General features: G+C 72.6%; 20 protein-coding genes. 8 read left to right on the top strand and 12 right to left on the bottom strand.

The genetic code is table 11. The features are described from left to right. Nucleotides 1-43: 43 nt before the first annotated feature. A complete protein-coding gene (locus DFQ13_RS01375; protein ID WP_110078500.1) occupies nt 44-1,771 on the top strand; it encodes an ABC transporter ATP-binding protein in 1,728 nt (575 codons plus the stop codon). 161 nt (nt 1,772-1,932) lie between these two features. Here the strand turns inward: DFQ13_RS01375 and DFQ13_RS01370 are convergent, their stop codons facing one another. Further along, complete coding sequence (locus DFQ13_RS01370) at nt 1,933-2,565, bottom strand: hypothetical protein (protein ID WP_110078499.1); 633 nt, start codon at nt 2,563-2,565, stop codon at nt 1,933-1,935. A 167-nt stretch (nt 2,566-2,732) separates the two neighbouring features. Here DFQ13_RS01370 and DFQ13_RS01365 point away from each other — a divergent pair, with 167 nt between their 5' ends. After that, nucleotides 2,733-5,486 (top strand): AfsR/SARP family transcriptional regulator, encoded by a 2,754-nt coding sequence (locus tag DFQ13_RS01365; protein WP_146241014.1) that lies wholly within the window; start codon nt 2,733-2,735, stop codon nt 5,484-5,486. Between the two features lie 51 nt (nt 5,487-5,537). Here DFQ13_RS01365 and DFQ13_RS01360 read toward each other — a convergent pair whose 3' ends face one another. The 4 genes from DFQ13_RS01360 to DFQ13_RS35455 all read right to left on the bottom strand — a co-directional run bounded on the left by DFQ13_RS01360 (nt 5,538) and on the right by DFQ13_RS35455 (nt 9,297). Further along, complete coding sequence (locus tag DFQ13_RS01360) at nt 5,538-6,113, bottom strand: hypothetical protein (protein WP_110078497.1); 576 nt, start codon at nt 6,111-6,113, stop codon at nt 5,538-5,540. 31 nt (nt 6,114-6,144) lie between these two features. Continuing rightward, nucleotides 6,145-6,711: a hypothetical protein gene (locus DFQ13_RS01355; RefSeq protein WP_035284007.1), complete on the bottom strand. Its 567-nt coding sequence runs from the start codon at nt 6,709-6,711 to the stop codon at nt 6,145-6,147. Nucleotides 6,712-7,030: 319 nt separating this feature from the next. After that, nucleotides 7,031-8,014 carry a DUF6301 family protein gene (locus tag DFQ13_RS01350; RefSeq protein ID WP_110078496.1) on the bottom strand — a complete coding sequence of 328 codons (984 nt, stop codon included), beginning with the start codon at nt 8,012-8,014 and terminating at the stop codon, nt 7,031-7,033. A 71-nt stretch (nt 8,015-8,085) separates the two neighbouring features. Further along, a complete protein-coding gene (locus DFQ13_RS35455; protein WP_110078495.1) occupies nt 8,086-9,297 on the bottom strand; it encodes a PucR family transcriptional regulator in 1,212 nt (403 codons plus the stop codon). A gap of 100 nt (nt 9,298-9,397) precedes the next feature. Here DFQ13_RS35455 and DFQ13_RS01340 point away from each other — a divergent pair, with 100 nt between their 5' ends. Beyond that, nucleotides 9,398-10,243 (top strand): SGNH/GDSL hydrolase family protein, encoded by an 846-nt coding sequence (locus DFQ13_RS01340; protein WP_233438213.1) that lies wholly within the window; start codon nt 9,398-9,400, stop codon nt 10,241-10,243. Between the two features lie 127 nt (nt 10,244-10,370). Here DFQ13_RS01340 and DFQ13_RS33465 read toward each other — a convergent pair whose 3' ends face one another. From DFQ13_RS33465 to DFQ13_RS01315, 5 genes are all read right to left on the bottom strand, one after another. Beyond that, complete coding sequence (locus DFQ13_RS33465) at nt 10,371-10,553, bottom strand: hypothetical protein (RefSeq protein WP_181399786.1); 183 nt, start codon at nt 10,551-10,553, stop codon at nt 10,371-10,373. Between the two features lie 247 nt (nt 10,554-10,800). Further along, nucleotides 10,801-11,973 (bottom strand): cytochrome P450, encoded by a 1,173-nt coding sequence (locus DFQ13_RS01330; RefSeq protein WP_110078793.1) that lies wholly within the window; start codon nt 11,971-11,973, stop codon nt 10,801-10,803. A gap of 17 nt (nt 11,974-11,990) precedes the next feature. Then, nucleotides 11,991-12,191, bottom strand: coding sequence for a ferredoxin (locus DFQ13_RS01325; RefSeq protein ID WP_035284015.1), 201 nt, complete (start codon nt 12,189-12,191; stop codon nt 11,991-11,993). Between the two features lie 47 nt (nt 12,192-12,238). Next, complete coding sequence (locus DFQ13_RS01320) at nt 12,239-12,880, bottom strand: TetR/AcrR family transcriptional regulator (protein ID WP_110078493.1); 642 nt, start codon at nt 12,878-12,880, stop codon at nt 12,239-12,241. Between the two features lie 2 nt (nt 12,881-12,882). Further along, nucleotides 12,883-14,094, bottom strand: coding sequence for a cytochrome P450 (locus tag DFQ13_RS01315; protein WP_110078492.1), 1,212 nt, complete (start codon nt 14,092-14,094; stop codon nt 12,883-12,885). A gap of 185 nt (nt 14,095-14,279) precedes the next feature. Here DFQ13_RS01315 and DFQ13_RS01310 point away from each other — a divergent pair, with 185 nt between their 5' ends. From DFQ13_RS01310 to DFQ13_RS01300, 3 genes are all read left to right on the top strand, one after another. Further along, entirely contained in the window at nt 14,280-15,698 is a 1,419-nt protein-coding gene (locus tag DFQ13_RS01310; RefSeq protein WP_233438248.1) for an MFS transporter, read from the top strand. A gap of 96 nt (nt 15,699-15,794) precedes the next feature. Next, a complete protein-coding gene (locus tag DFQ13_RS01305) occupies nt 15,795-16,118 on the top strand; it encodes a DUF6300 family protein (protein WP_035284022.1) in 324 nt (107 codons plus the stop codon). Between the two features lie 14 nt (nt 16,119-16,132). Beyond that, on the top strand, nt 16,133-17,059 hold the full coding sequence (locus DFQ13_RS01300) for a LysR family transcriptional regulator (RefSeq protein ID WP_110078490.1): 927 nt from the start codon (nt 16,133-16,135) through the stop codon (nt 17,057-17,059). A 611-nt stretch (nt 17,060-17,670) separates the two neighbouring features. On the opposite strand, the gene dnaE is transcribed toward DFQ13_RS01300, so the two are convergent. Both dnaE and DFQ13_RS01290 read right to left on the bottom strand, forming a co-directional pair. After that, entirely contained in the window at nt 17,671-21,204 is a 3,534-nt protein-coding gene (gene dnaE / locus DFQ13_RS01295) for a DNA polymerase III subunit alpha (protein WP_181399785.1), read from the bottom strand. A 124-nt stretch (nt 21,205-21,328) separates the two neighbouring features. Then, nucleotides 21,329-22,147, bottom strand: a complete 819-nt coding sequence (locus tag DFQ13_RS01290) for a helix-turn-helix domain-containing protein (RefSeq protein ID WP_110078488.1) — start codon at nt 22,145-22,147, stop codon at nt 21,329-21,331. A gap of 230 nt (nt 22,148-22,377) precedes the next feature. Between DFQ13_RS01290 and DFQ13_RS01285 the strand changes: the two genes are divergently transcribed. Then, nucleotides 22,378-23,262, top strand: coding sequence for a helix-turn-helix domain-containing protein (locus DFQ13_RS01285; protein ID WP_110078487.1), 885 nt, complete (start codon nt 22,378-22,380; stop codon nt 23,260-23,262). 13 nt (nt 23,263-23,275) lie between these two features. Continuing rightward, on the top strand, nt 23,276-23,482 hold the full coding sequence (locus tag DFQ13_RS01280) for a DUF397 domain-containing protein (protein WP_110078486.1): 207 nt from the start codon (nt 23,276-23,278) through the stop codon (nt 23,480-23,482). The last annotated feature ends 581 nt before the right edge of the window (nt 23,483-24,063 follow it).

Genomic DNA, 24,063 nt, shown 5'->3' with positions numbered 1-24,063 from the left:
ACCCGGTGTCGCGGCGGGCGGTCCTGGCCGGGGGTGGGGGCGCATGACGCTGCCCATCGCGGGTGGGGCCCGGGTGCGGGCGGCGGTGTGGGGCGAGATCGTCGCCGACCGCCGGACCGTCGTCGGCGTGCTGGTCCTCAACAGCTTGGCGGCGGCGGCCGGGCTGGTGGGGCCGTGGTTGCTGGGGCGGATCGTCGACGCGGTGCGGTCGGGTTCCGACGTGCTCGCGACCGTGGACCGGCTCGCCCTGGTCATCCTGGTGTTCACCGTGGCGCAGACGCTGCTGTCGCGGGCCGCCCTGTCGCTGAGCCACCGGTTCGGCGAGCGGACCGCCGGGCGCATCCGCGAGCGGTTCCTGGCGCGCACGCTGGACCTGCCCGCCTCGGCCGTGGAGCGGGTGTCGACCGGCGACCTGATCGCCCGGGGCAGCACGGACTCCGCCACCGTCGCCTCGGTGCTGCGGCAGGCGCTGCCGGAAGTCCTCGTCGCCCTGGTGTACGCGGTGTTCCTGATCGCGGCGGTGCTGGTGCTCGACCCGCTGCTGGGCGCCTGCGGGCTGCTGAGCCTGGTCGGCATCGGCGGCGCCCTGAACTGGTACCTGCGGCGCGCGCGGACCGCCTACCTGGCCGAGGCCGCCACCGGCGCCCGGCTGGCCGACGTGGTGGCGAGCACCGCCGAGGGGGCGCGCACCATCGAGGCGCTGGGCCTGCAGCGGCGGCGGGAACAGGCGGCGGAGGCCGCGATCGCCGACGCGCGGCGGGCGCGGTCGCACACGCTGCGGCTGCGCAGCGTCCTGTTCCCGGCGTTCGACGTGTCCCACCGGCTGCCGCTGGTCGCCGTGCTGCTGGTCGGCGGCGCCCTGCACATCGGGGGCGCGGCCAGCCTGGGCACGGTCGTCGCGGCCACGGTGTACCTGCGCCAGCTCGGGTCACCCCTGGACACGCTGATGGTCTGGGTCGAACAGCTCCAGGGCGCGGTGGCCTCCTTCGCCAGGGTCGAGGGCTTGGCGGAAATCCCCCGCGCCGCCCGTGGTGACACCCGGACCCCGGCCGACGACCGGATCGAGGTCCGCGCCGTCCACTACGCCTACGACGGCGAACGCGACGTCCTCACCGACGTGGACTTCTCGGTGCACCCGGGTGAACGGCTCGCCGTCGTCGGCGCCTCCGGGGCAGGCAAGTCCACTTTGGGCAGACTGCTGGCCGGGGTGGACAGACCGCGTTCCGGCTCGGTCACCGTCGGCGGCGTCCCGATCGTCGACCTGCCCCCGGACGCCCTGCGCGAACAGGTGGTCCTGGTCACCCAGGACCACCACGTGTTCCGCGAATCGGTGCGGGACAACCTGCTGATCGTCAAACCCGACGCCCACGACGACGACCTGCGCGCCGCCCTCGATGCGGTGGGCGCCACCTGGCTCACCGACCTCCCGGACGACCTCGACACGGTGATCGGCACCGACACCCACCTCGACGGCGCCCAGGCCCAACAGCTCTCCCTCGCCCGCGTGGTCCTCGCCGACCCGCACACCCTCGTCCTGGACGAGGCCACGGCCCTGCTCGACCCCACCACCGCCCGCACCACCGAACGCTCCCTCGCGGCGGTCCTGCGCGGTCGCACCGTCATCGCCATCGCCCACCGCCTGCAAACCGCCCACGACGCCGACCGCGTCGCGGTCATGGACGCGGGCAGGCTCATCGAAATCGGCACCCACGACGAACTGGTCGCCGCGGGCGGCGCCTACGGCGCCCTGTGGCGCTCCTGGCACGGCTGAACCCGGCGCCCAACCCGAGGGCGGTCGAGTTGTTCGTCCGGGAGGATCATCATGTCGTGGAAGGAGGCATGGCCGGTGGGAGAACGGCAGCCGCGGCGGGCGGGGCGTGGATCTGCTTCAGGGAACGGGCCGCACCCGCGTGCGGGTGCGGCCCGTCCTGATCAGACGTACGAAGAATAGGTGGCGTTGCCGTTGCTGAAGACGTTGATCTGGGTGTACGGGTAGCTCCAGCCGGGGCAGCCGTAGGTGGCCAGGCAGTGGTGGACCTGGCGCTGCATGACCGAGCTGGTGACGGTGCCGCCCGGCGGGTTGGCGAAGTTCTGCAGGTAGGCGCCGAAGTTCGCGGTGCCGTCGTTGAAGTCGACGATGTCGTAGCGGTTCTTCCAGGCCGTGACGACGTTGTAGTTGTAGTACCACTCGACGTACTGGCGGTAGCTGTAGACCGTGAAGCCCAGGGTCGAGTAGTAGTTCACCCGGACGTACGCCCAGTTGTACTCGTCCTGCGCGGTCTGCGTGCCCAGCTCGCCCGTGGGTCGGTTGCCTGCCCCCTGCTCGAACTGCACGGTGGTCTTCGCCGGGTCGACGACCCGCTTGGCGACCTCGGGCACCCGGGCCAGCAGCGCCCGGTCGGCGTCGGTGGCCCGCTCGTGCCACACCCGGTCGATGGCCGCGGACAACTGGGCCGTGCTCGGTTCGGCGGTCGCCGAGGCAGGGGCGGCGAGCGCGATCACCCCCAGCGCGACGGCCACCAGCGTGGTGATCAGGCGGCGCGAGCCGCTTCTGCGTGGTTTCATGAGTCTTCCTCCGCTCTCGCCCCGGCGCCCTCGCTGCCGGGCCGTCGACGACCGTCGCAACCGGCGGTGGTCAACCGCTGGACGCTCTCTGGACGCGGTGGCGAGGACGACCGGCCCGCGCACCCGGTGTGGTAGACACCGGGGGGACCTCGCGGAGCGGAGGCGCAGTGCGCGTTCAGGTGCTGGGGGCGGTGCGGGCGTGGTCCGGTACCGATGAGGTGAACATCGGATCACCCGGCAGACGGGCCCTGCTGACGTTGCTGGCCCTGGCCGACGGGCACCCCCTGGGGATGGGCGGGCTGATCGAGGCGCTGTGGGGTGAGCGGTCCCCGCGCAGCGCGGTGAACGTGGTGCACACCCACGTCAAGCACCTGCGCCGGGTGCTCGAACCCGCGCGGCGACCGGGCTCCCCCGCGCGGGTTCTGGTGCGCTGCGGCGACGGGTACGCCCTGCGACTGCCCGACGAAGCCCTTGACCTGGCGCAGTTCCGGCGGTTGGCCGCCTCCGGCGCGGCGCTGTGCCGGGCAGGGGAGCACCGCGCCGCGACCGCCCGGTTGACCAGCGCGCTGGAGCTCTGGGCCGGTCCACCCGGTGGCGGGCTCGCCGCGCTGGCGGGCAACCCCGCCGTGACGGCGGCGGTTCGCGAGTGGTTGTCGGCGGTGCTGGCGCACGGTGAGGCCGCGCTCGCGGCGGGGGAACCGGCGGTCGCCGTGCCGCTGCTGTCGCGGGCCACCGCCGAGGCCCCGTTGGACGAGTCGTTGCACGCGCTGCTCATCCGCGCCCACCACGCCACGGGCGACCGCTCGGCGGCGGCCGCGGCCTTCCACCGGGTGCGCAAGGACCTGGCGGCGGAACTGGGACTCGACCCCGGTCCGAAACTGACCGCCGCGTACAGCGAAGTCCTCGCCAGCAGACCCGCGGCCGCGGCCAGGGTTGTTGCCGTGGTGCCAAAGCAGTTGCCACCCGCCTGCGGGTCCTTCGTCCTCCGGGACGAAGTGCTCGCGGAGCTGGACGCGGTGGTGGCCGACGGCGACCGCGGGGTGCCGGTCGCGGTGGTCGACGGGACGGCGGGCGTGGGCAAGACGACGGTGGTGGTGCACTGGGCGCACGGGGTCGCGGACCGCTTCCCGGACGGGCACCTGTTCGTGGACCTGCGCGGGTTCGGGCCGGGGGCGCCGCTGGACCCCACCGACGTGCTGGCCGGGTTCACCGAGGTGCTGGGGGTTCCCGCCGGGGCCTCGTCGGACCTGGCTGCCCGCACGGGGTTGTTCCGCAGCCTGCTGGCGGGCAAGCGGGTCCTGGTGGTGCTGGACAACGCCCGCGACGCCGACCAGGTGCGCCCGCTGCTGCCCGGGACGGCGGGCTGCGCCGCGGTGGTGACCAGCCGATCCCGGCTGCCCGGTCTGCTGGTGGGCGGGGCGCGGGCAGTCGCGGTGGACCTGCTCGCCCCGGCGGAGGCGCGCGAGATGCTCGCCGGGCGGCTGGGCAGCACCCGCGTGGCCGCCGAACCCGAGGCCGCCGAACGGGTGATCGCCGCGTGCGCGGGGCTGCCGCTGGCGCTGGCGGTGGCCGCGGCGCGGGCGACGACCACACCGCTGGTCGACGTGGTCGCGGACCTGGACGAGGCGGGCAGCCTCGACGCCCTCGCGACCGGCGAACCCCACTCGGACATCCGCGTGGCCTTCGAGACCAGCCACCGGGCGGTCGCGGAGCCCGCGGCCGGTCTGCTCGACCTGCTCGGCGTGCACCCGCTCCCGGAACTCCCCCTCGCGGCGGCCACCGCACTGGCGGGCACACCCACGACCGCGACCCGCCGCTGCCTGCGCACCCTCGCCGACGCCAGGCTCGTGGACGACCGCGGCCACGGGCGGTTCCGGCTGCACGACCTGCTGCACGACTACGCCCGCGAGCGGGCAGCCGAACTCCCCGCCCGGGCGGCCGCCGCGGCCCTGGACCGGCTGTTGGACCACTACCTGCACTCGACCCGCGCCGCGGCGCGCACGTTCTCCCCGTACGCCGACACCCGGGAGGTGCCCGCCCCCGCGCCCGGGTCGGAACCGCTGGACTTCACCGACCGCGCCGCGGCCACCGCCTGGTTCGCCGTGGAGCAGGAGGCGCTGGTGGCGCTGGTCGGCACCGCGGAAGCGGCGGGTCGCGACCGGCACGTGTGCGAACTGGCCGTCGCCCAGCGCTTCTGGCTCGACCGCCGCGGCAGGTGGGAGTGCATGCGCGCCCTGGGCGAGGTCGCGCTGGCGGCGGCGGACCGGCTGGGCGACCCGTGGCTGCGCGGTCGCTGCCACCGCGAGCTGGTGACCGCGCACATGCGGTTGGCGCGCTGGGCGGACGGCGAGCACCACCTCGCCGCGGCGCTGCGGCTGCTAGAGGAGGCGGCCGACCCGGTCGCCTACGGGCAGACCCTGGTCAACGGCGCGCAGATGCGCCGCAAGCAGGGGCGCGTCGAGGAGGCCCTGCACGACGCCAGGACCGGCCTGGGTCTGTTGGTCGAGGCCGGGCACAACGGGCAAGCCCTGGCGCTGAGCCTGGTCGGCAGCCTGCTGTCGCAGACCGGGGCGCACGTCGAGGCGCTGGCCGCCCACGAGCGGGCCCTGCACCTGCAGCGGCAGCTCGGATACCGCTTCGGCGAGGCGGACACGCTGCTGGCGATGGGCACCGTCCGCCACAACACCGGCGACAACGAGGGGGCCAAGGCGTGCCACCGGCGCGCGGTCGAGCTGTTCGGCGAAGCGGGCGACCAGTTCTGCGTCGCCGACAGCCTGCTGCGCCTGGGCGACGACGAGCACGCCTTGGGCCACACCGCCGACGCCCGGGCGAACTGGGAGCAGAGCCTGAGCATCCTCACCGGGCTGCGCAACCCGTTGGCGGACACCGCTCGCCTGCGGTTGTCCGAGACCAGCGGCTGACCCCGGACGAGCGGCGGGGCCCGCCAGCGCACGGCGGGCGGGCCCCGGCGGTCAGGCGAGCCCGTAGCGGTAGATCGACGTGTGCAGGTCGAACAGGTGCCACGAGTTCGGCGGGATCGTCCACGAGCCCGCGAAGGCGCCCTCGGAGGTGCCGTTGTCGACGTAGGCCACGTGCGTCAGGGTGTCGCTGGGGTCGTGGTTGGCGACGCTGAACCCGTTCAGCGCGTGGTGGTAGTCGGGACTGCCGACCTCGAACACCTGGCCCTCGCCACCGCACACCGCACCCCGCCAGCCGATGCCGCCGACCAGGGCGTCGATGCAGAGCTGGGTCAGGCCCCACTGCTTCACGCGCAACGCCTGGAGCTGGTAGTACCAGGGGGAGACGATTGAGCTGCCACCCGGCCTGTAACCGGAGGGGGTGTAGTCGCCGCACCGCCACTCGGTCCACACCCCGTTGATGCCGCGACCGGAGATGCAGATCAAGTGCGACCGGCTCTCCGAACCGGCGGGGCGGTCGGGGCCGTAGCGGTCGTACCAGGTCGCCGACGCGGGCGCGGCGGTCGCGACGGCCGCGGTGAGCACCGTGGCCGCGAGGACCGCGGCGCGGCGGAACCTCTTGCCGATCATGTCGTGCCTCTCTGCAGGGGGTGGGCGCGGTTCACAGGACCCAGAAGCCCTTCATCGGGCCGCCGAGGTCGAACAGGTACCAGGACTCGGGTCCGATCAGGGTCGGCGACGGCCAGTTCCAGTTGTCCGACCGCTTGGCCTCGAAGGAGATGAGGTCGCTGGGGTGGTAGTTGGCGATGCTCAGCCCGTGGATGTAGTGCGAGTTGTCCGGGCTGCCGACCTCGAACACCTGGCCCTCGCCACCGCATTGCTGCCCCCGCCACCCGAGGCCGCCGACCAGGGAGTCCACGCACAGCAGCGGCAGTCCCCACTGCTTGAAGCGCAGCGCGGTGATCTTGCCGCCCGAGCCGTAGACCCACGGGTCGGCGTTGCCGTCCCACCCGGTCTCGGTCTGCTGGGCGCACTTCCACCGGCTCCAGGACCCGTTGGTGCCACGGGCCTGGTTGCACACGGTGTGGTTGGAGTACACGGCGCCGGGCGGGAAAGCGGGCCCGTACACGTCGGTCCAGGACGCCGACGCGGGCACCGCGGTCCCCAGAACGGCCGCGGCGGTGGCCAGTGCCATGACCGCGAACCGGCGGATCTTCTTGCCGAACATGGAGTCCTCCAGTCCGGGGGTGGGCCCGGCCCACCCCGTGAACGCCCCGATCTGAGCGATGCCCCGACCCTCCCACCCTCGGATGGTCACCCTCTGGACATCGACTGGACGGTTCACCGGGGCTCGGATCAGGGGCCTCCATCGGGTGCGGAGGAGCAGCAGCGCACGGCGGCGCCGCGACCACCGGCAGCGGCAGCAGGCCAGCCGCGGCGCACCCCGCCGAGCCGAGCGATCGATGCCCGCCCGTCCTTCCTCCGCCTGCCCCGGCGCCCCGGGGGCCTGTCCGGACAAGCAGCCCAGGTCGGGTCTCGGACCCGGATCAGTCGAGTCCGAGTACGGGAAACTCCACCGCGGCGGCGGCCCCCGCACCCAGCGGTTCGCGCCACGCGCGGTACCGGAGTCCACCCGGGCTGGTGATCCCGTACGCCTCGTGCAGTGCCGCGGTGCAGCGCCGCGCGAGCTGCACGAACTCGTCCGTGAGCGCGGGGCGCCGGAGCGAGGACGTCCAGTTGGGTTGCGCGACGTCTGGCGCGGCCCAACCAGCCCTGCGCAGCAGGTGCTCGTCAGCGTCCGCCACGACGTCCTCCGCCGGTGCTTCCGCGTCGAGCAGGTCGGGCGCCGCGGCGAACTGCACGTACCGCCTGGGGTCCGCCGCCGCGTGGACGATGAGGAAGACACGATCGGTCACGTCGCGGAACGCGTCCGCGAGGCGTTCGGTGAACGGCTCCCAGTCGGGCGCGACCCGCCACGGCGTGGGGGCCGGTGTGGTGGACCGGGACCCCGGGTCGTCGGACGCGACCGGTTTCGCCCCTTCCGATCCGCGGTGATCGACCCGCTCGAAGCCCTCGACGTCCTGCGGGGTGTGGAACACCGCGCTGAGGCTCCTCGCGGTGAGGTTGAACGAGATCCGCCCGCCGGACGCGGTGTCCCAGTCCGCGGACGTCGTCCCCTCCCCGTCGCGCAGCGTCGGCACGCCCCAGCGCCCCTCCCCTTCGCGCACCGCCAGGGCGAAGGCGTCCCCCAGGAACCGCCTCGACCCGGGCGTCACCTCGCGGATCGTGTCCGCGACGTTAAGCTTGAGGTAGGACAGGGCGCCCTTGGAGCCGATGGTCGACACGTCCGGGACGGTGAACCCGGACACCGTGTTCATGAGGTAGGAGGTGCCGTCCTCGACCTCGGTCGTCCACCCGAACCGCTCGACGGCCCGCTGCTGCACCTGGTCGCGCGTGAGCGGCCAGGGCGCGGCGTCCCAGAAGTCCACGAGGTCGCACACCTCGGCCGGGGCCATCGCCTTCCACGTCACTTCTCGATCATCTCCTCGCAGCGTCGCGCACCAGTCTCGCAGGCGGTGACGCGTGGACGACTCGGGCAGGCTCAGGGGTTGCCCTCAGCGGCGTGGGCGGCGAGGGCGGCGGTCAACTTGAACAGGTCCTCGTGCCGGGTCGGGTTGAGCGACGTCAACTCCGCGATCCGGCGGATGCGGTAGTCGATGGTGTTCGGGTGGACCTGGAGCCTGCCCGCGGTCTGGCGGCGGTTGAGGTTCGTCGCCAGGTAGAGGCGCAGGGTGGGCAGCAGGTCGGGTTTGTCGAGCAGCGGCGTCAGCAGCGCGGCCAACCGGCGGCGGGCGGGACCGGGCCGGGTCAACTGGTGCTCCAGCAGCAGGTCGTCGAGGCGGTGCAGGCCCGGTGGGCGGTGGAAGGCGGTGGCGACCTCGCGGAGTTCGGCGGCGAGCCGGGCGGCGGCGGGCACGTCGGCGGGGGCGCAGTGCGTGGCGCAGGCCAGGACGGGGGCGCCCGCGGCCTTGCCCAGGGCCTCGACGAGGGCGCGCAGCCACGCCCACGGGTCGGGTTCGTCCGGGCACGGGACCAGCAGCAGGCCCTCGTCGGCGGAGACGCGGGCCAGGGCGGGGTGGGCGCAGCGGCGGTCGAGTTCGGCGCGGACGCGGCGGGTCTTGCGGCGGCCCGCCACGGCGGCGTCCACCCCGGGGTCGAGTTCGTCGGGGTGCGGGTCGATGGCGGCGGAGACGACGAAGTACGCGGTGGGCAGGCGGATGCCGGTGCGCCGGGCGGAGACCTCCGGGTCGGCGCCGGAGAGCAGCGCCGCGAGCATGGTCTGGTTCTGGGTGTTGTCCTCGCCGACGAGGGCCTGCCGCTCGGCCAGGTACCCGGCGGCCACCTCGGACACCGCCACGCACAGGTAGTCCAGCAGCGATCGGTGCACCACCGCCATCTCCCCCGGGTCCGTCTCCGGTAGCAGCGCGTCGACGCAGGCCTGCGCGCCGAGGTGGTAGGCGCTGAGGACGGCGTCGATCGGCAGCCCCTCCTCGGCGCGCTTGGCCGCCGACGCCCGGATGGCCGCCAACTGGGCCGGTTCCGGTGGTCGCCCGGTGCGCAGGCCGCGGGCGAAGCCGCCGATGATCTGCTTGACGATCCGGTGCACGTCCCCGTCCAACTCCTCGGCGGGCAGCCTGCGGTAGACCGGCAGCCGCTCGGCCAGGTGCCCGGTGACGGTGGCCGCGAGCCCGGGCAGGTCGGCGAGCAACCGGGCGGCCAGCGACTCGGCAGCCGCGGAGTTGTGACCTGTCACAACAGCACCTCCCGGAACTCTGGCGGAGGTCCCAGCCGGACACCCCCGCGTTTGGCGGGATCATAAACGCGCCGGTAACACCTCACCCCTTGGAGCACCAGTGCCGCGGCCCAGGTTGATCAGCACCGCCCCCGTCCTCGCCCTGCTCGCCTGCGTCGGCCTCGGCGCCACCACCGCGGGCGCCGCCGACCCGCTGGAGTACGTCGCCCTGGGCGACTCGGCGGCGGCCGGGCCGCTGATCCCGCAGGTCGACCCGAACCTGCTGTGCCTGCGCTCCCGGGACAACGACTACCCGGCCGTCGCAGCCCGCACCCTCGGCGCCCAGCTCACCGACGTCACCTGCTCCGGCGCCACCACCGCCCACTTCACCTCCCGCCAGTTCGGCCTGGTGTCCCCCCAGTTCGACGCCCTCAAGCCCACCACGGACCTGGTGTCGCTCACCATCGGCGGCAACGACGTCAGCCTGGTGCAGCTCACCCTGGGCTGCCTCAACCTCCTGCCGGAACCACTGGGCCGCTCCTGCGCCGACCAAGAGGCCGCCAAGGGCAACCCGACCGCCGCCAAGATCGACGCCTGGGCCCCCGCCCTCGGCACCGCCCTGGACACCATCCACGCCCGCTCCCCCCACGCCAAGGTCGTCGTCGCCGGCTACGGCACCTACATCCGCCCCGGCGGCTGCCACCCCACCCAGCCCATCTGGTCCCGCGACGCGGACTTCGTGCAGAGCCTGGTGAACCGCCTCAACGCCGCCCTGCGCACCCAGGCGGAGGCCCACGGAGCGACCTATGTGGACATCGCCGCGGTCAGCGAGGGCCACGACACCTGCGCCGCACCCGCCCAGCGCTACCTCGAGGGCCTGATCCCCACCAGCCCCGCCGCGCCGCTGCACCCCAACGCGGCGGGCATGGCGGCCTTCGGCGCCGCGGTCGCCGCCGCCGCGCGCTGACACCCCGGGCCGGGCTCGACCCGCGGGTCGAGCCCGGCCCTGCCGCTGCACCACCGGCGGCGCGGGGCGGAAGCGTTGTCGAGGGGCGAGCATCCCCCGCAGGCCGAAGCCCGCAGGGGGTGCGCGGCTACACGACCCGGTGGAGCCGGCCCCGGGTGTCGGGGCGGGTGCCGAACTGGATTCCCACGATGTGTTCGCGGGTGGCCGGCGTGGTCGCCCCGGGGATGCCGCCGCCGACCGCCTGGGTGCAGCCCCGGCCTCGGAACTCCAGGATCGGGGTGATGACCGCCGCCGTGCCCGCCGCGAACATCTCGGTGACCGTTGAACTCTGGGCGGAACAGCCAAATGCTGTCGTCGGCGTGGCGGAATGCCTTAGCCATGTGGTCGGTGAAGACCTTGCCGAAACCCGGGTCCCGCAGCGCCCGCTGCCGGGCCTCGGCGGGCACCGGGTCGGGCGCGGGGGTGTGGGTGAACGTGGTCATGGCGGCCTCCTCGTCCGGTGTCCGCGTCCTGTGGGGAACGCAGTCCACACCGCACGCGGGGTCGGGGAGGTCAGATCACCAGCGGACGGGGAGTTCGTAGACGCCGTACACCGCCCCGTCGTGCTTGAACGGGACCTTGTCGAGGTCGGTGGCCAGTTCCAGGGTGGGGATGCGGCGGTAGAGGGTGCTGTAGACGACTTGGAGTTCCAGGCGGGCCAACTGCTGCCCCAGGCACTGGTGGACGCCGAAGCCGAAGGCGAGGTGCCTGCGGGCGTCGCGGCGCAGGTCGAGGCGGTCGGGGTCGGGGAAGACCTCGGCGTCTCGGTTGGCGATGTCGTTGGCCATGATCAGGCCCTCGCCCGCGCGGATGACCTGGTCGCCGACGGGGATGTCGGCGGTGGCGACGCGGCGGCGACCGCTGTGGGTGATGTTGAGGTAGCGCAGCAGCTCCTCCACCGCCGAGGCGACCAGGGTGGGGTCGTCGGAGTCGCGCAGGAGGGCCAGTTGGTCGGGGTTCTCGAAGAGGGCGAGGGTGCCCAGGGCGATCATGTTGGCGGTGGTCTCGTGCCCGGCGATGAGCAGCAGCACCCCCATCTGCGCCGCCTCGGACCGGGTCAGCTCGCCCGCTTCCACGCGGGTGGCCAGGCCGGAGAGCAGGTCGTCGGCCGGGTGCTCCATCTTCGTGCCGACCAGGTCGTCCAGGTAGGACATCAGCTTGCCCATCGCGGCGGTGCGCTGCTCGGTGGGGACGTCGCGCTTGACGATGGTCTTGCTGCTGTCCTGGAAGTACTCGTGGTCGGCGTACGGGACGCCGAGCAGTTCGCAGATCACCAGCGACGGCACCGGGAGCGCGAAGGCGTCGACCAGGTCCACCGGGTTCGGTCCGGCCAGCAGTTCGTCGACCAGGTCGTCGACGATGCGCTGGATGGCCGGGCGCAGGGCCTGCACCCGCTTGGTGGCGAACGGCGCGGTCACCATCCGGCGCAGCCTGCCGTGCTCGGGGTCGTCCATCAGGATGAAGCTGATCGACGTGCCCCCTGGCGGGATCGGGGCGGAGCTGGGGTAGCCGGGGCGGGTGATGTCGGCGCTGACCCGGGGGTCGGCCATCAGCGCGCGCTGCTCGGCGTGCCGGGTGACCAGCCACGGGGTGCTGCCGTCCCACAGGCCGACCCGGGCCAGCGGGCCCTCCTCCTGCTTGGCCCGCGCGGCGGGCGGCGGGTCGAACGGGCACCCCGTCGCGCGCTGCATGGGGAACAGCTCCGCGCTCACGGGCCCTCCGCGATCTCGATCGCGGCGGCCGGGCAGACCTCGGCGGCCTCGCGCACGGCCTCGTGCAGGTCCGGCCGCGGGGCGGGGTCGAGCAGGACCACGATGCCGTCCTCGTCGCGCTGGTCGAACACGTCCGGGGCGAGCAGGACGCACTGGCCCGCTCCGCAGCACCGGTCCTCGTCCACCGTCACCTTCATCGTCGCCTGCTCCTTCGTCGTGGTGGTGCGTTCGGGTTCCGGGCCGGTCAGGTGACCGGGGCCTGCCAGAGGCAGGCGATCGCGTCGATCAGGCCGGTCCCGGCGTCGTGCCAGGTGGCCCTGGGGGTGGGGGTGCCGTCGGCGAGGGCGCGTTCGCGCTCGGCGACCATGTGCACCATGAGCTGCCGGGCCATGTCGCCGCGCTCGGCGCGGACGTCGGCGGGCAGGTCGGGCAGGCAGCGGTGCAGCCCGTCGAGGATCTGCCGCAGCGACGGCGCCTCCAGCGCCTCCTCGATCATGATGCCGCGCAGCGCGGGGTCGGTCATGACCTGCGCGCCGAAGCGGGCGAACCAGGTGGGCCCGACCGCGCCCGCCAGGTGGTCGGTGACCGGGCGCACCAGGCAGGCCACCCAGTCGCGGATGTCGGTGGAGCCCGCGCAGGCGGCCACCATCCGCGCCCGCAGCACCTCGGTGGGTTCGGAGTGCCTGCGGGTGATGGCCCGGACCAGGTCGGCCTTGGTGCCGAAGTGGTAGCCGACGGCGGCGTTGTTGCCCTGGCCCGCCGCCTCGCTGACCTGGCGGTTGGACACGGCGTAGACGCCGTGCTCGGCGAAGAGGCGTTCGGCGGTGTCGAGGATCTGGTCGCGGGTGGAGACCGCCCGCTCGGTGCGCACCGTTCGGCCGGGCACGGTCACCACCTGACCGGGAGTTCGCGCAGGCCGCCGACCGCGAGCCCTTCGACCCGGCGCAGCTCGGCGGCCGGGACGGCGAGTTCGAGGGTGGGCAGCCTGCGGACCAGCACGTCGAGGACCGCCTGCAACTCCGTGCGCGCCAGCGCCTGGCCCAGGCAGGAGTGCGGCCCGACGCCGAAGGTCAGGTGCGGGTTGGGGCTGCGGGCGAGGTCCATGTCCTCGGCGCCGTCGAAGGCGGTGGCGTCGCGGTTGGCGGCGGCCATGCTGCACACCACGGTGGTGCCCGGCGGCAGGTCGGTGTCGGCGACGCGGGCGCCCTCGGTGAGGAACCGGGGCATGCCGAACCCGGGGTTGGCGTCGAACCGCAGCACCTCCTCCACGGCGGTGCGCACCAGCGACGGGTCGGCCACCAGCCGCTCCCAGCGGGAGCGGTCGGCGAGCAGCATCCCCACCATCTTGCCGATCATGTTCGCCGTGGTCTCGTGCCCGGCGACGAGCAGCGCCTGCCCGGTGGCGACCAGTTCGCCGTCGGTGAGGCCGCCCTCTTCCTCGCTGCCCGCGATGAGGGCGCTGAGCAGGTCCTCGCCCGGCGCGGCGCGCTTGGCCGCGACGTGCTCGGTCATGTAGGCGCCGAACTCGGTCTGCGACCGGCGGATCTCCGCGAGGTCGTAGCGGGTGAGGTTGAGCAGCGTGTCGGACCAGTGGGCGAACCGGTCGCGGTCGGAGTCGGGCACGCCGAGCAGGTCGCAGATGACCCACACCGGCAGCGGGAAGCCCAGGTGCGCCTTGAGGTCGGCGGGGGCGCCCGCCGCCGCCATGGTGTCGATCAGCTCGTCGGCCAGCGCCTCGATCTGCGGGCGCAGCGCCGCCATCCGCTTGGCGGTGAACCAGCGGCCGACCGCGCGCCGCCACCGCTGGTGGCCCTCGCCGGTCTGCGGGAGGGCGTTGGCCATGTCGCTGTTGAACACGCCGCCGGACTCGTCGCTGGAGATGCGCGCGGCGCCGGGGGCGGTGCGGGCGAAGCGGGGGTCGGACAGCACCTGCTTGACGTCGTCGTAGCGGGTCAGCAGGGTCGCGGTGTCGCCGCTGGGCAGGGTCACCGTGGCGACCGGGCAGCCGGTGCGCAGCTCGGCCCACTCCGGTGGCGGTTCCAGTGCGGCCGGGCTGGGGATCGGGTACTCCAACACGTGATCGTCATCGACGTGCGCCACGGGTGTGTCCTCCTCGACAATCGACCTCGGTCCGTCACCACCTAACCGCCCCTTGCTACGGTAAGTCAAGCAACTGACTTAACTCCTGGTTCCCCGCTCCCAGCCGGAGGCTGACCGTGTCCCGTGCCGCTGTCCCGAACAGCGCTGTCCCCGGCGGAGCCGCCGACCAGCCCGCCGCAGCGGCGGTGATCCCGCCGTCGCGGGCGACCTCCGTGGTCGTGGTGCTGGCCTTCTCCGGCATCGTCGTCGCGCTGATGCAGACGCTGATCATCCCGCTGGTCCCCATGCTGCCCCGGCTGCTGCGGGCCGACGCCGCCGACGCCACCTGGGCGATCACCGCGACCCTGCTCGCGGGCGCCGTCGCCACCCCGACCATGGGCCGCCTCGGCGACATGTACGGCAAGCGCCGGATGCTGCTGGTCAGCCTGGGCCTGATGATCACCGGCTCGGTCGTCGCGGCGCTGAGCGACACCCTGCTGCCCATGGTGGTCGGCCGCACGCTGCAAGGCCTGTCCTCGGGCGTGATCCCGCTGGGCATCAGCATCATGCGCGACGAACTGCCCGCCGACCGCCTCGGCTCGGCGACGGCCATGATGAGCGCTTCCCTCGGCGTCGGCGGCGCCCTCGGCCTGCCCGCCGCCGCCCTGCTGGCCCAGTACACCGACTGGCACGTGCTGTTCTGGGCGTCGGCGGGCTTCGGCGTCGTGGCGCTGGCCCTGGTGCTGTCGCTGGTGCCGGAGTCGCAGGTGCGCACCGGGGGCCGGTTCGACGTCGTCGGCGCGCTGGGGTTGTCGGTCGCGCTGATCTGCCTGCTGCTGGCGATCTCCAAGGGTGCCGCGTGGGGTTGGGGCAGCGCGCTGACGCTGTCGCTGTTCGGCGCGGCCGTGGTGGTCCTGCTGCTGTGGGGGCGGTGGGAGCTGCGCACCCGGCAACCGCTGGTCGACCTGCGGACCACCGCGCGCAGGCAGGTGCTGCTGACCAACCTGGCCTCTGCGGTGTTCGGCTTCGCCATGTTCGCCATGTCGCTGGTGATGCCGCAACTGCTGCAACTGCCCACCGCCACCGGGTACGGCCTGGGGCAGTCGATGCTGGCCGTAGGCCTGGTCATGGCGCCGTCCGGTCTGGTCATGATGGCCACCGCGCCGCTGTCGGCCCGCGTGTCGCGGCTGCGCGGCCCGAAGACGACGCTGATGGTCGGCGCCGCCATCGTGGCCGCCGGGTACGGGATCAACATCGTGCTGATGTCGGCGACCTGGCACCTGGTGCTGGTGTCGTGCGTGATCGGCGCGGGCATCGGCTTCGCCTACGGCGCCATGCCCGCCCTGGTCATGAGCGCGGTCCCCAACTCGGAGACGGCGGCGGCCAACAGCCTCAACACGCTGATGCGCGCGATCGGCACCTCGGTGTCCAGCGCGGTGGCGGGGCTGGTGCTGGCGCGGCTGACGATCCCGTTCGGCGACACGGCCCTGCCGTCGCAGGGCGGCTTCCGCATCGTCATGGCGATCGGGGCGGGCACGGCCCTGGTCGCACTGGTCATCGCCTCCTTCCTCCCCCGCCGGGTGCCCGCCCTGCCCCCGGCCGAGCCGGTTCCCGCCGCCGCCTGACAACCACCGGTTGTCGACCGCCCGCGTGTCGCTTGTTGGACACCGGTCGCCCCGATCGGCTCGAATGGGGGTTCGAGCCGACGAGAGGGGCGACCGGTGGGGCACGGCGGACCGGGGTGGGAGGTCGACCTGGTCGCGGGGTTGCGCTGCCACCGGTGCACGGGCGAGGTGGTCTGCGCGGTGCGCGTGCCGCATTCTTTCCTGCGCGCCGACGGCACCGAGGTCGGCGGCACCCGGCTGGTCGCCCTGTGCCCGGATTGCGACCGGGGTCGGGCGGGCGCCGCGCCGGTGATCGCGTACTTCCGGGCGCACGGGCGGGTCGTCGCCGACCGGGTGGAGGAGTTGGCCGGGCTGCTGCGCGAGTGGGTGGCGGACGTCGGACCGGCTCGGGCCGGGGACCTGGAACACTCGGCGCGCTGACACGGGAGGTGGGCGTGGGGGAACTGGACCTGGGCGCGGTGCGGGCCTTCGTGGCGGTGGCGGAGAACCGGCACTTCGGTGAGGCGGCGGTGGAGCTGGGGATCACCCAGCAGGCGGTGTCGAAGCGCGTCGCCAAGCTGGAGGCGGACCTCGGCACCGTGCTGCTGTCCCGGCTGCGCACCGGGACCGGCCTGTCCCGGGACGGGGACCGGTTCCTGCCGCACGCGCGGAACCTGCTGGAGGCGGCGGACCGGGCCGCGGTGGCGCTGCGCCGGGAACGACCCCTGCGGGTGGACGTGCTCGACACCCGGCTGACGACCACGGAACTGATGCGCGCCTACCACGAAACCGGGGTGGACATCGACGTCGTCACCTCGGACGGCCTGCGGACCGCGCGGTCGACACTCAGGGCCGGGACGGTGGACGCGGCCTTCGCGCGGGTGACCGGCCCGCTGGACGGGGTGCGGAGCACGCCGGTCCACCTGGAGCCGATGGAGGTCCTGGTCGGCACCGGGCACCCGTGGGCGGGGCGCGGGGCGGTCACCATGGCCGACCTGGCGGGGGTGACCGCGTGGATGCCCGGCAACGAGCGCGGCAGCGAGTGGGCCGAGTTCTGGGAGGTGGTGGGCGCCGAGTTCGACGTGCGGATCGACACCACCGGCCCGAACTTCGGCTACGAGCACCTGGTGGCCGCCGTCGGCGCGAGCACCGACCGGATCAGCTTCATCGGCGAGCAGTGCCGGATGCCGGAGCACCCCGGCGTGGTCCGGCTGCCGGTGCACCCGCCGCGCCCGGCGTACCCGTGGTCGCTGCTGTGGCACCGCCACAACCGGCACGCCGCGCTGCCGGGGCTCATCGCCCACGTGCGCGCCGGGTTCCGCCCACAGGACCCGGCCCAGGTCTGGCTGCCAGACGCGGACCTGCCCGCCTTCTGCCCCTGACCCACCACGCACAAAGCAGATCCCCCACCCCGACCACCCGCCACCCCCGACACACTGGCGCAACAACAACAACAACCAGCCACCCCGAAAACCGCCAGCCCGGCAAGCAAACGCCCGGCTAGGTGGGTGGATGCGCTCGGCCAGCCGACCACCCATCAAACGGCGACCCGGCCACAAAAGCGCCCGGGTGGGTGGATGCGCTCGGCCAGCCGACCACCCATCAAACGGCGACCCGGCCACAAAAGCGCCCGGGTGGGTGGATGCGCTCGGCCAGCCGACCACCCATCAAACGGCGACCCGGCCACAAAAGCGCCCGGGTGGGTGGATGCGCTCGGCCAGCCGACCACCCAACAAACCGCCAGCCCGGCCACGAAATGCCCGGGTGGGTGGATGTGTTTGGCCGGGGGTGGCGATCATGTGACAGCCTCTCTGGGCGGTGGGGCATCTTTTCAGCCCCACCTGACACGCTGGAGCACATGATCGCCATAGGGGCCCCGGCCAAGCACATCCACCCAGCCGGGCACACCCAACAAAGTCCCGAGCTTCAAAAACGGCCAAGCACATCCACCCACCCGGGCACACCCCACCAAACGACCGGCGCGAAGAAACCGTCACAGCGCAACACGAACTCCCGGGAGCGAACGCAGCTCACCGAGGAGCGCGGCCGTGACCGCCACCGGGTAGTCCTCGACCGCCAGCGTGATCCGCCGGTTCCCGCCGCACAGCACGATGCGCACCGGCGTGCTCCCCCGGTGGGCCGCCAGCGCCGAGCGCAGTTCCGACACCCCGTCCGGCTCGACCTCCGCCGTGGTCATCTCCAGCAGGAGCGGCGCCTCGACCACCCCGGCCTCGGCGCTGCTGACGTCCAGCGGCGCCAGGTCGGAGCCGAACACCGACAGCTTGTCCTCCCGCCGGTTCACCCGTCCCTTGACCACCACCGCAGCGTCCTGCACCAGGTCAGCGGCCAGCACGGCGTGGCTCTTGGGGAAGAACAGCACTTCGATCGACGCGTCGAGGTCTTCCACCACCGCGATGGCCCAGGTCTCCCCCTTCTTGTTCACCCGGCGCTCCAGCGCCGAGATCATCCCGGCGATCACCAGTTCCCCCTCGCGCGGCGGGTTGGCCAGCACCGCACCGATCGACCTGGGCGCGTGCTTGCGCAGGATGCGGTCGGCCCCGTCCAGCGGGTGCGCGGAGACGTACAGGCCCAGCATTTCCCGCTCCACCCCCAGCAGGTGCTTGCGCGGCCACTCCTCCGCGTCGAACCGCAGGTGCGCCAGCGGTGAGGCCCCCGTGTCCGCGGGGGCGTCGTCCCCGCCGAACAGGTCGAACTGCCCCAGGGCCTGCCTGCGCTTGAGCCCGGCCACGGCGTCCACCGCCTCTTCGTGCACGTCGAACAGCGCGCGCCGGTGGTGGCCGAGCGAGTCGAACGCGCCCGCCTTGATCAGCGACTCGACGACCCGCTTGTTGCAGCAGACCAGTTCCGACTTGGCCACGAAGTCGGCGAAGGAGGTGTACGGCCCTTTGGCAGCCCGGGTGGCGATGATCGACTCGACCACGTTGGCGCCCACGTTGCGGACCGCGCCCAGGCCGAAGCGGATGTCCGCCCCAACCGCCGCGAAGCGCAGCGAGGACTCGTTCACGTCCGGTGGCAGCACCTTGATCCCCAGCGCCCGGCACTCGGCGAGGTAGACGGCGGACTTGTCCTTGTTGTCGGAGACCGAGGTGAGCAGCGCGGCCATGTATTCCGGCTGGTGGTTGGCCTTGAGGTAGGCGGTCCAGTAGCCGACCAGCGCGTAGCCCGCCGCGTGCGACTTGTTGAACGCGTAGCCCGCGAACGGCAGGATCGTGTCCCACAGGGCCCGCACGGCCTCGTCGGAGAACCCGTTGGTCAGCATCCCGTCGCGGAAACCGGCGAACTCCTCCTCCAGGACGTCTTTCTTCTTCTTGCCCATGGCCCGGCGCAGCACGTCGGCGCGGCCCATGGAGAAGCCCGCGACCCGTTGCGCGATCTGCATGATCTGTTCCTGGTAGACGACCAGGCCGTGGGTCTCGGCGAGGATGTCGTGCAGCGGCTCGGCCAGTTCGCGGTGGATCGGTTCGACCGCCTGGCGGCCGTTCTTGCGGTCGGCGTAGTTGTTGTGGGTGTTCATCGCCATGGGGCCCGGCCGATAGAGGGCGTTGACGGCGATGATGTCGGCGAAACCGGTGGGGCCCATGCGGCGCAGCAGGTCGCGCATGGCCCCGCCGTCGAGCTGGAAGACGCCCAGGCTGTCACCCCGGGCCAGCAGGTCGTAGGTGGCGGGGTCGTCGGTGCCCAGGGTGTCGAGGTCGACGGTTTCGCCCCGGTTGGCGGCGATGTTGTCGATGGCGTCGCCGATGACCGTCAGGTTGCGCAGGCCCAGGAAGTCCATCTTGAGCAGGCCGATCGCCTCGCAGGACGGGTAGTCCCAGCCGGTGATGACGGCGCCGTCGTCGCGGCGCCACAGCGGGATCACGTCGAGCAGCGGTTCGGCGGACATGATGACCGCGCACGCGTGCACCCCGGCGTTGCGGATCAACCCCTCCAGGCCGAGGGCGGTGCGGAACAGGGTGCCCGCGTCGCGGTCGGACTCGATCAGCGAGCGGACCTCGGCGGCCTCGGCGTAGCGCTCGTGCCCGGGGTCGGTGATGCCGCTGAGCGGGATGTCCTTGGCCGCGACCGGCGGCGGCAGCGCCTTGGAGACGCGGTCGGCGATCGCGTACCCGGGTTGCCCGAAGTGGACCCGGGCGGCGTCCTTGATCGCCGCCTTGGTCTTGATCCGGCCGAAGGTGATCACCTGGGCGACCCGGTCGGCGCCGTAGCGCTCGGTGGCGTAGCGGACCATCTCGCCCCGGCGGCGGTCGTCGAAGTCCATGTCGATGTCGGGCATGGAGACGCGCTCGGGGTTGAGGAACCGCTCGAACAGCAGGCCGTGCGCGAGGGGGTCGAGGTTGGTGATGCCCATGGCGTAGGCCACCAGGGACCCCGCCGCCGACCCGCGCCCGGGGCCGACGCGGATGCCCACCGCGCGGGCGTGGTCCATCAGGTCGGCGGTGATCAGGAAGTAGGCGGGGAACCCCTTGGCCACGATGATGTCGACCTCGAACTCGGCCCGCGCGGTGTACTCCTCGGGCACCCCGTCCGGCAGCCGCCGGTCCAGGCCGCGCAGCACCTCTGCGCGGAACCAGGACGCCACGTCGTACCCCTCGGGCGCCGGGTACACCGGCATCCGGTCCCGGTGCTCCCACACCTCGGCGTAGGACTGCACCCGCTCGGCGACGAGCAGGGTGTTGTCGGCGGCGCCGGGGACCTCGGTGTCCCAGTAGGCTCGCATCTCGGCGGCGGACTTGAGGAAGTAGCCGTCGCCGTCGAACCTGAACCGGTTGGGGTCGTCGAGGGTCTTGCCCGCCTGCACGCACAGCAGTGCCGCGTGCGCCTCGGCCTGCTCCTTGGTCACGTAGTGCGAGTCGTTGGTGGCCAGCGGGCGCAGCCCCAGCTTGGCGCCGATGCCCAGCAGCCCGTCGCGCACCTCGCGTTCGATGGTCAGCCCGTGGTCCATCAGTTCCAGGAAGAAGTTGTCCGGTCCGAAGATGTCCCGGTAATCGGCGGCGGCCCGCAGCGCCTCGGCGGGTTGGCCGAGCCGCAGCCGCGTCTGCACCTCGCCGGACGGGCAGCCGGTGGTGGCCAGGATGCCCGACGCGTGCGCGGAGAGCAGTTCCCGGTCCATCCGGGGTTTGCGGTAGTACCCCTCCATGCTGGCGAGTGAGGACAGCCGGAACAGGTTGCGCAAACCGGTGGCGTTTTCCGCGAGCATGGTCAGGTGCGTGTACGCGCCGCCACCGGAGACGTCCCCGCGCCCGGCACCCCGCGCGCCCCAGAACACCGGCTTCTTGTGGTGCCTGCTCTCCGGCGCCAGGTACGCCTCGATCCCGATGATCGGCTTGATGCCCACTCGCTTCGCCGCCTGGTGGAACTCGTCGGCCCCGTACAGGTTCCCGTGGTCGGTCATGCCCACGGCGGGCATCCCCAACCGGGCCGCCTCGTCGAACAGCGGCCCGACCTTCGCCGCCCCGTCGAGCATCGAGTACTCGGTGTGCACGTGCAGGTGGACGAAGGAGGACAACCGGCACCTCCAGGCGGCGCAAGGGGTTCGACGAGGAGCGCCCATTGCAGCCGAGCCCGCGCGGGACCGTCAAACAAGCGACACGCGTGGGCGGACAACCACCGGTTGTCGCCCCCGCGTGGGTTCACCGCCCCATGGCGTCCAGCAGGCCGTGCAGGATCTCGGCGGTTTTCCGCTCCGGGTGGGCAAGTTGGTGCAGGTGCGCAACCAGGTCCCGGGTGGCAACGGTGGAGGCGGGGTGCTCCAGCACCACACTGGTCGTCTGGTGTTCAATGTGGACGACCGGGGAGAAGTTCTCGATGTGGAAGAGGCGGAAGCCGGGGTGCGGGACCGTGCGAGGCAGGACGCGGAGGTGCGCCCGGTGACCGATCAGGTGCCGCAGTTGCTCGCGCAGGACCTCGCGCGGCAGGTCGCGGTTGTCCAGGACCCGTGCGGGGAGGAAGAAGTGGGCCTGCCGGTCGGTTGCCCCGGTCTCGGCTGCCCCGGCCTCGGCGCGGTCGACGTCCGGGGCGAGGCCGATCGCGTCCCGGTAGGCGGCGGTGCGCAGCGGGCCGGGGATCAGGTTCGGGTCGTGCGTGGTGATGGTGGTGGCCATGGCTTCGAGGTCGTGCAGGACGTCGCGCCCCTCGATCGGGTGACGAATGATCCAGTCGATGTGCTCGGCGGTGGCCCGCAGGGCGTAGAGGACCTGGCGCTGCTGGGGTGCGATGTCCAGGAGGGCGCAGAGGCCGCCGATCTCCAGGGCGGTGGGCACGCGGCGGCCGGTCATGATCCGGTTGACCATCGCGGGCGACATCGACATCGCCGAGGCCAACTGCCGGGTGGTGAAGCCGCGCCGCAGGCGGGTCGCGTCGAGCCTGCGGGCCAGGATCAGGCCGCGCAGGGTCTTGGCGCGCACGGTGTCGTCGCGGCTCGGCGCGCGGTCGGCGGTGGAGGCGGTCATGGTGGGCCTTTTCGCTCGATTGGGTACGGCGTGTAACCTTGCACTTGCTCACTTCGCGGTGTTGAGTATGGGATCAGTGAAGTTGCAATGCAACCCGTAGCCCGAGACTGATCGGGTGGTCTTGCGCGATACTCTCGGTGGGCAGCGGAAGCGGATCGGAAGCCGACCAGCTCTGCCGGGAGCGCGCTCGACCGTCAACTGTCGTCGACACGAGAAGGGCGCCACTCGGCATGACCACGGTTCGGACAGCGAAGAAGATGATCCTCGGCCGCGAGATCGCGCACATGATGGAGACGGCGGGCAAGGCCCCGGCCGACCTGGCGGCCATCCTGAGCACCAGCCGGTCGCGGATGGGCCAGATCCTCTCCGGGCAGGCCACGGTGTCCGTCGGCGACCTGGAGCGGTTGGCGACCCAACTCGGGTTCAGCGACACCGACTACCACGAGACGCTGTTCGCGATGCGCAAGGACAGCCACAAGCGGGGCTTCTGGACCACCGGCTACCGCCGCGCCTACGGCGAGGAACTGCGGCTGCGCGTCGACACGGAGATGCACGCGGACCGCATCCGCGAGTTCGAGGTCGAAGTCATGCCGGGTCTCTTGCAGTGCGAGGACTACGTCCGGGCGCTGTACATGGGCGTGCCGGACATCGACGGCCTCACGCTGGAGGATCAGATCAAGGCTCGGATCGACCGCCAGAGCATCTTCCTCAAGGACTCACCGCCCAGCGCGCACTTCGTCCTGTCGGAGTCGTGCCTGCGCCGGGTGTGGTGCGACCGTCCGGTGATGATCACGCAGTTGGAACACCTGATCGAGTTGTCCCAGCGGAAGCACATGATGATCCAGGTGTTCCCGTTCGACCGTCCCGTGGGTCGCCGGACCGCGATCAGCAGCCAGTTCACCCTGCTGCGCATCCCGTCGACCGGGGTGGCAGGCTCGCTGGAGGTCGCCTACACCGAGGGCCCGGGAGAGTTCCGGTTCCTGGACGACAAGAAGGCGCTGGACGCCTACGACACAGCCTGGACTCGGTTGACCACCGCCGCCTTGGGCTTCGAGGAGTCCCGGAAGTTCCTGCGGGGGATGATCACCGAGTTCAGTAAGCACCCGACATCGTAAGGAGTCCCCGCCGATGACCACCCCATTCTCCCGCAACGACTTCCGCAAGTCGTCCTACAGCAACCCGAACGCGAACTGCGTCGAGGTGGCCCAGCGCGCCGACGCGGTCGAACTGCGCGACGCCAAGACCGCGTTCGGCTCCGCCACCGACTTCCGCCTCCACCTGAGCCCGACCGGTTTCGCCGCCCTGATCGACACCGTGCGCGGCAACAACGCCTGACCGCAGGCGGCACGGCAAGCGGCCGGGGTGGCACGAACCGCCCCGGCCGCTTGCCGTGCGCGTCAAACGGAGACCGACGTCAGCACGGGAACGACCACGCCAGGTCCAGGTGTTCCCGGTCAGTACCGCGATCGCGGTGCCCGCGGGGGTGGTGGTGAGGGCGTCGAGGCGGCCGGGGTGCCGCGACAGTGGCGTGGAGCCGTCGGGGTGAGGGCGATGTGGCCGAGGTGCCAACCGTCGTCGGCCTGCCACCAGGCCAGGGAGTGCGCCTCGGCCTCGACCGGTCCGAGGTCCTCCGCAGCCCCCGTGGTGGGGTCGAACAGGTGCAGTCGGCCGGTGCGGGGGCCGTGGCCACGTCGGCGCTCGCCCGGGTGAGGACGGGCACGAGGAATCCCCGCCACAGCGGAGTGACACAGCCACCACCTCCGTGACAAGTCGCCCGATACGGTAAGAATCGCGTCTGGTGTGGACAGAGCGTGAGGTGTGGTCCTGGGGTGGTTCCTGGGGTTGCGCCCCGGGGACACGCGTGCCGACCGGACCTAGCGTGGTGCTCGACCGGGAAGTACCCGGCAGATCACTCA

Origin of the sequence: Actinokineospora spheciospongiae (assembly GCF_003182415.1) — a bacterium.
Lineage (GTDB): Bacteria > Actinomycetota > Actinomycetes > Mycobacteriales > Pseudonocardiaceae > Actinokineospora > Actinokineospora spheciospongiae.
Note: the sequence above shows the minus strand (reverse complement) of the source record. Positions and strands in the feature narration are given on the sequence as shown.

Excerpts from the sequence above, each read along its gene's own strand:
- DFQ13_RS01375 (WP_110078500.1), top strand. The coding sequence starts at position 44 with ATGACGCTGCCCATCGCGGGTGGGGCCCGGGTGCGGGCGGCGGTGTGG.
- DFQ13_RS01370 (WP_110078499.1), bottom strand. The coding sequence starts at position 2,565 with ATGAAACCACGCAGAAGCGGCTCGCGCCGCCTGATCACCACGCTGGTG.
- DFQ13_RS01360 (WP_110078497.1), bottom strand. The coding sequence starts at position 6,113 with ATGATCGGCAAGAGGTTCCGCCGCGCCGCGGTCCTCGCGGCCACGGTG.
- DFQ13_RS01355 (WP_035284007.1), bottom strand. The coding sequence starts at position 6,711 with ATGTTCGGCAAGAAGATCCGCCGGTTCGCGGTCATGGCACTGGCCACC.
- DFQ13_RS33465 (WP_181399786.1), bottom strand. The coding sequence starts at position 10,553 with ATGTTCGCGGCGGGCACGGCGGCGGTCATCACCCCGATCCTGGAGTTC.
- DFQ13_RS01330 (WP_110078793.1), bottom strand. The coding sequence starts at position 11,973 with ATGCAGCGCGCGACGGGGTGCCCGTTCGACCCGCCGCCCGCCGCGCGG.
- DFQ13_RS01325 (WP_035284015.1), bottom strand. The coding sequence starts at position 12,191 with ATGAAGGTGACGGTGGACGAGGACCGGTGCTGCGGAGCGGGCCAGTGC.
- DFQ13_RS01290 (WP_110078488.1), bottom strand. The coding sequence starts at position 22,147 with ATGACCGCCTCCACCGCCGACCGCGCGCCGAGCCGCGACGACACCGTG.
- DFQ13_RS01285 (WP_110078487.1), top strand. The coding sequence starts at position 22,378 with ATGACCACGGTTCGGACAGCGAAGAAGATGATCCTCGGCCGCGAGATC.
- DFQ13_RS01280 (WP_110078486.1), top strand. The coding sequence starts at position 23,276 with ATGACCACCCCATTCTCCCGCAACGACTTCCGCAAGTCGTCCTACAGC.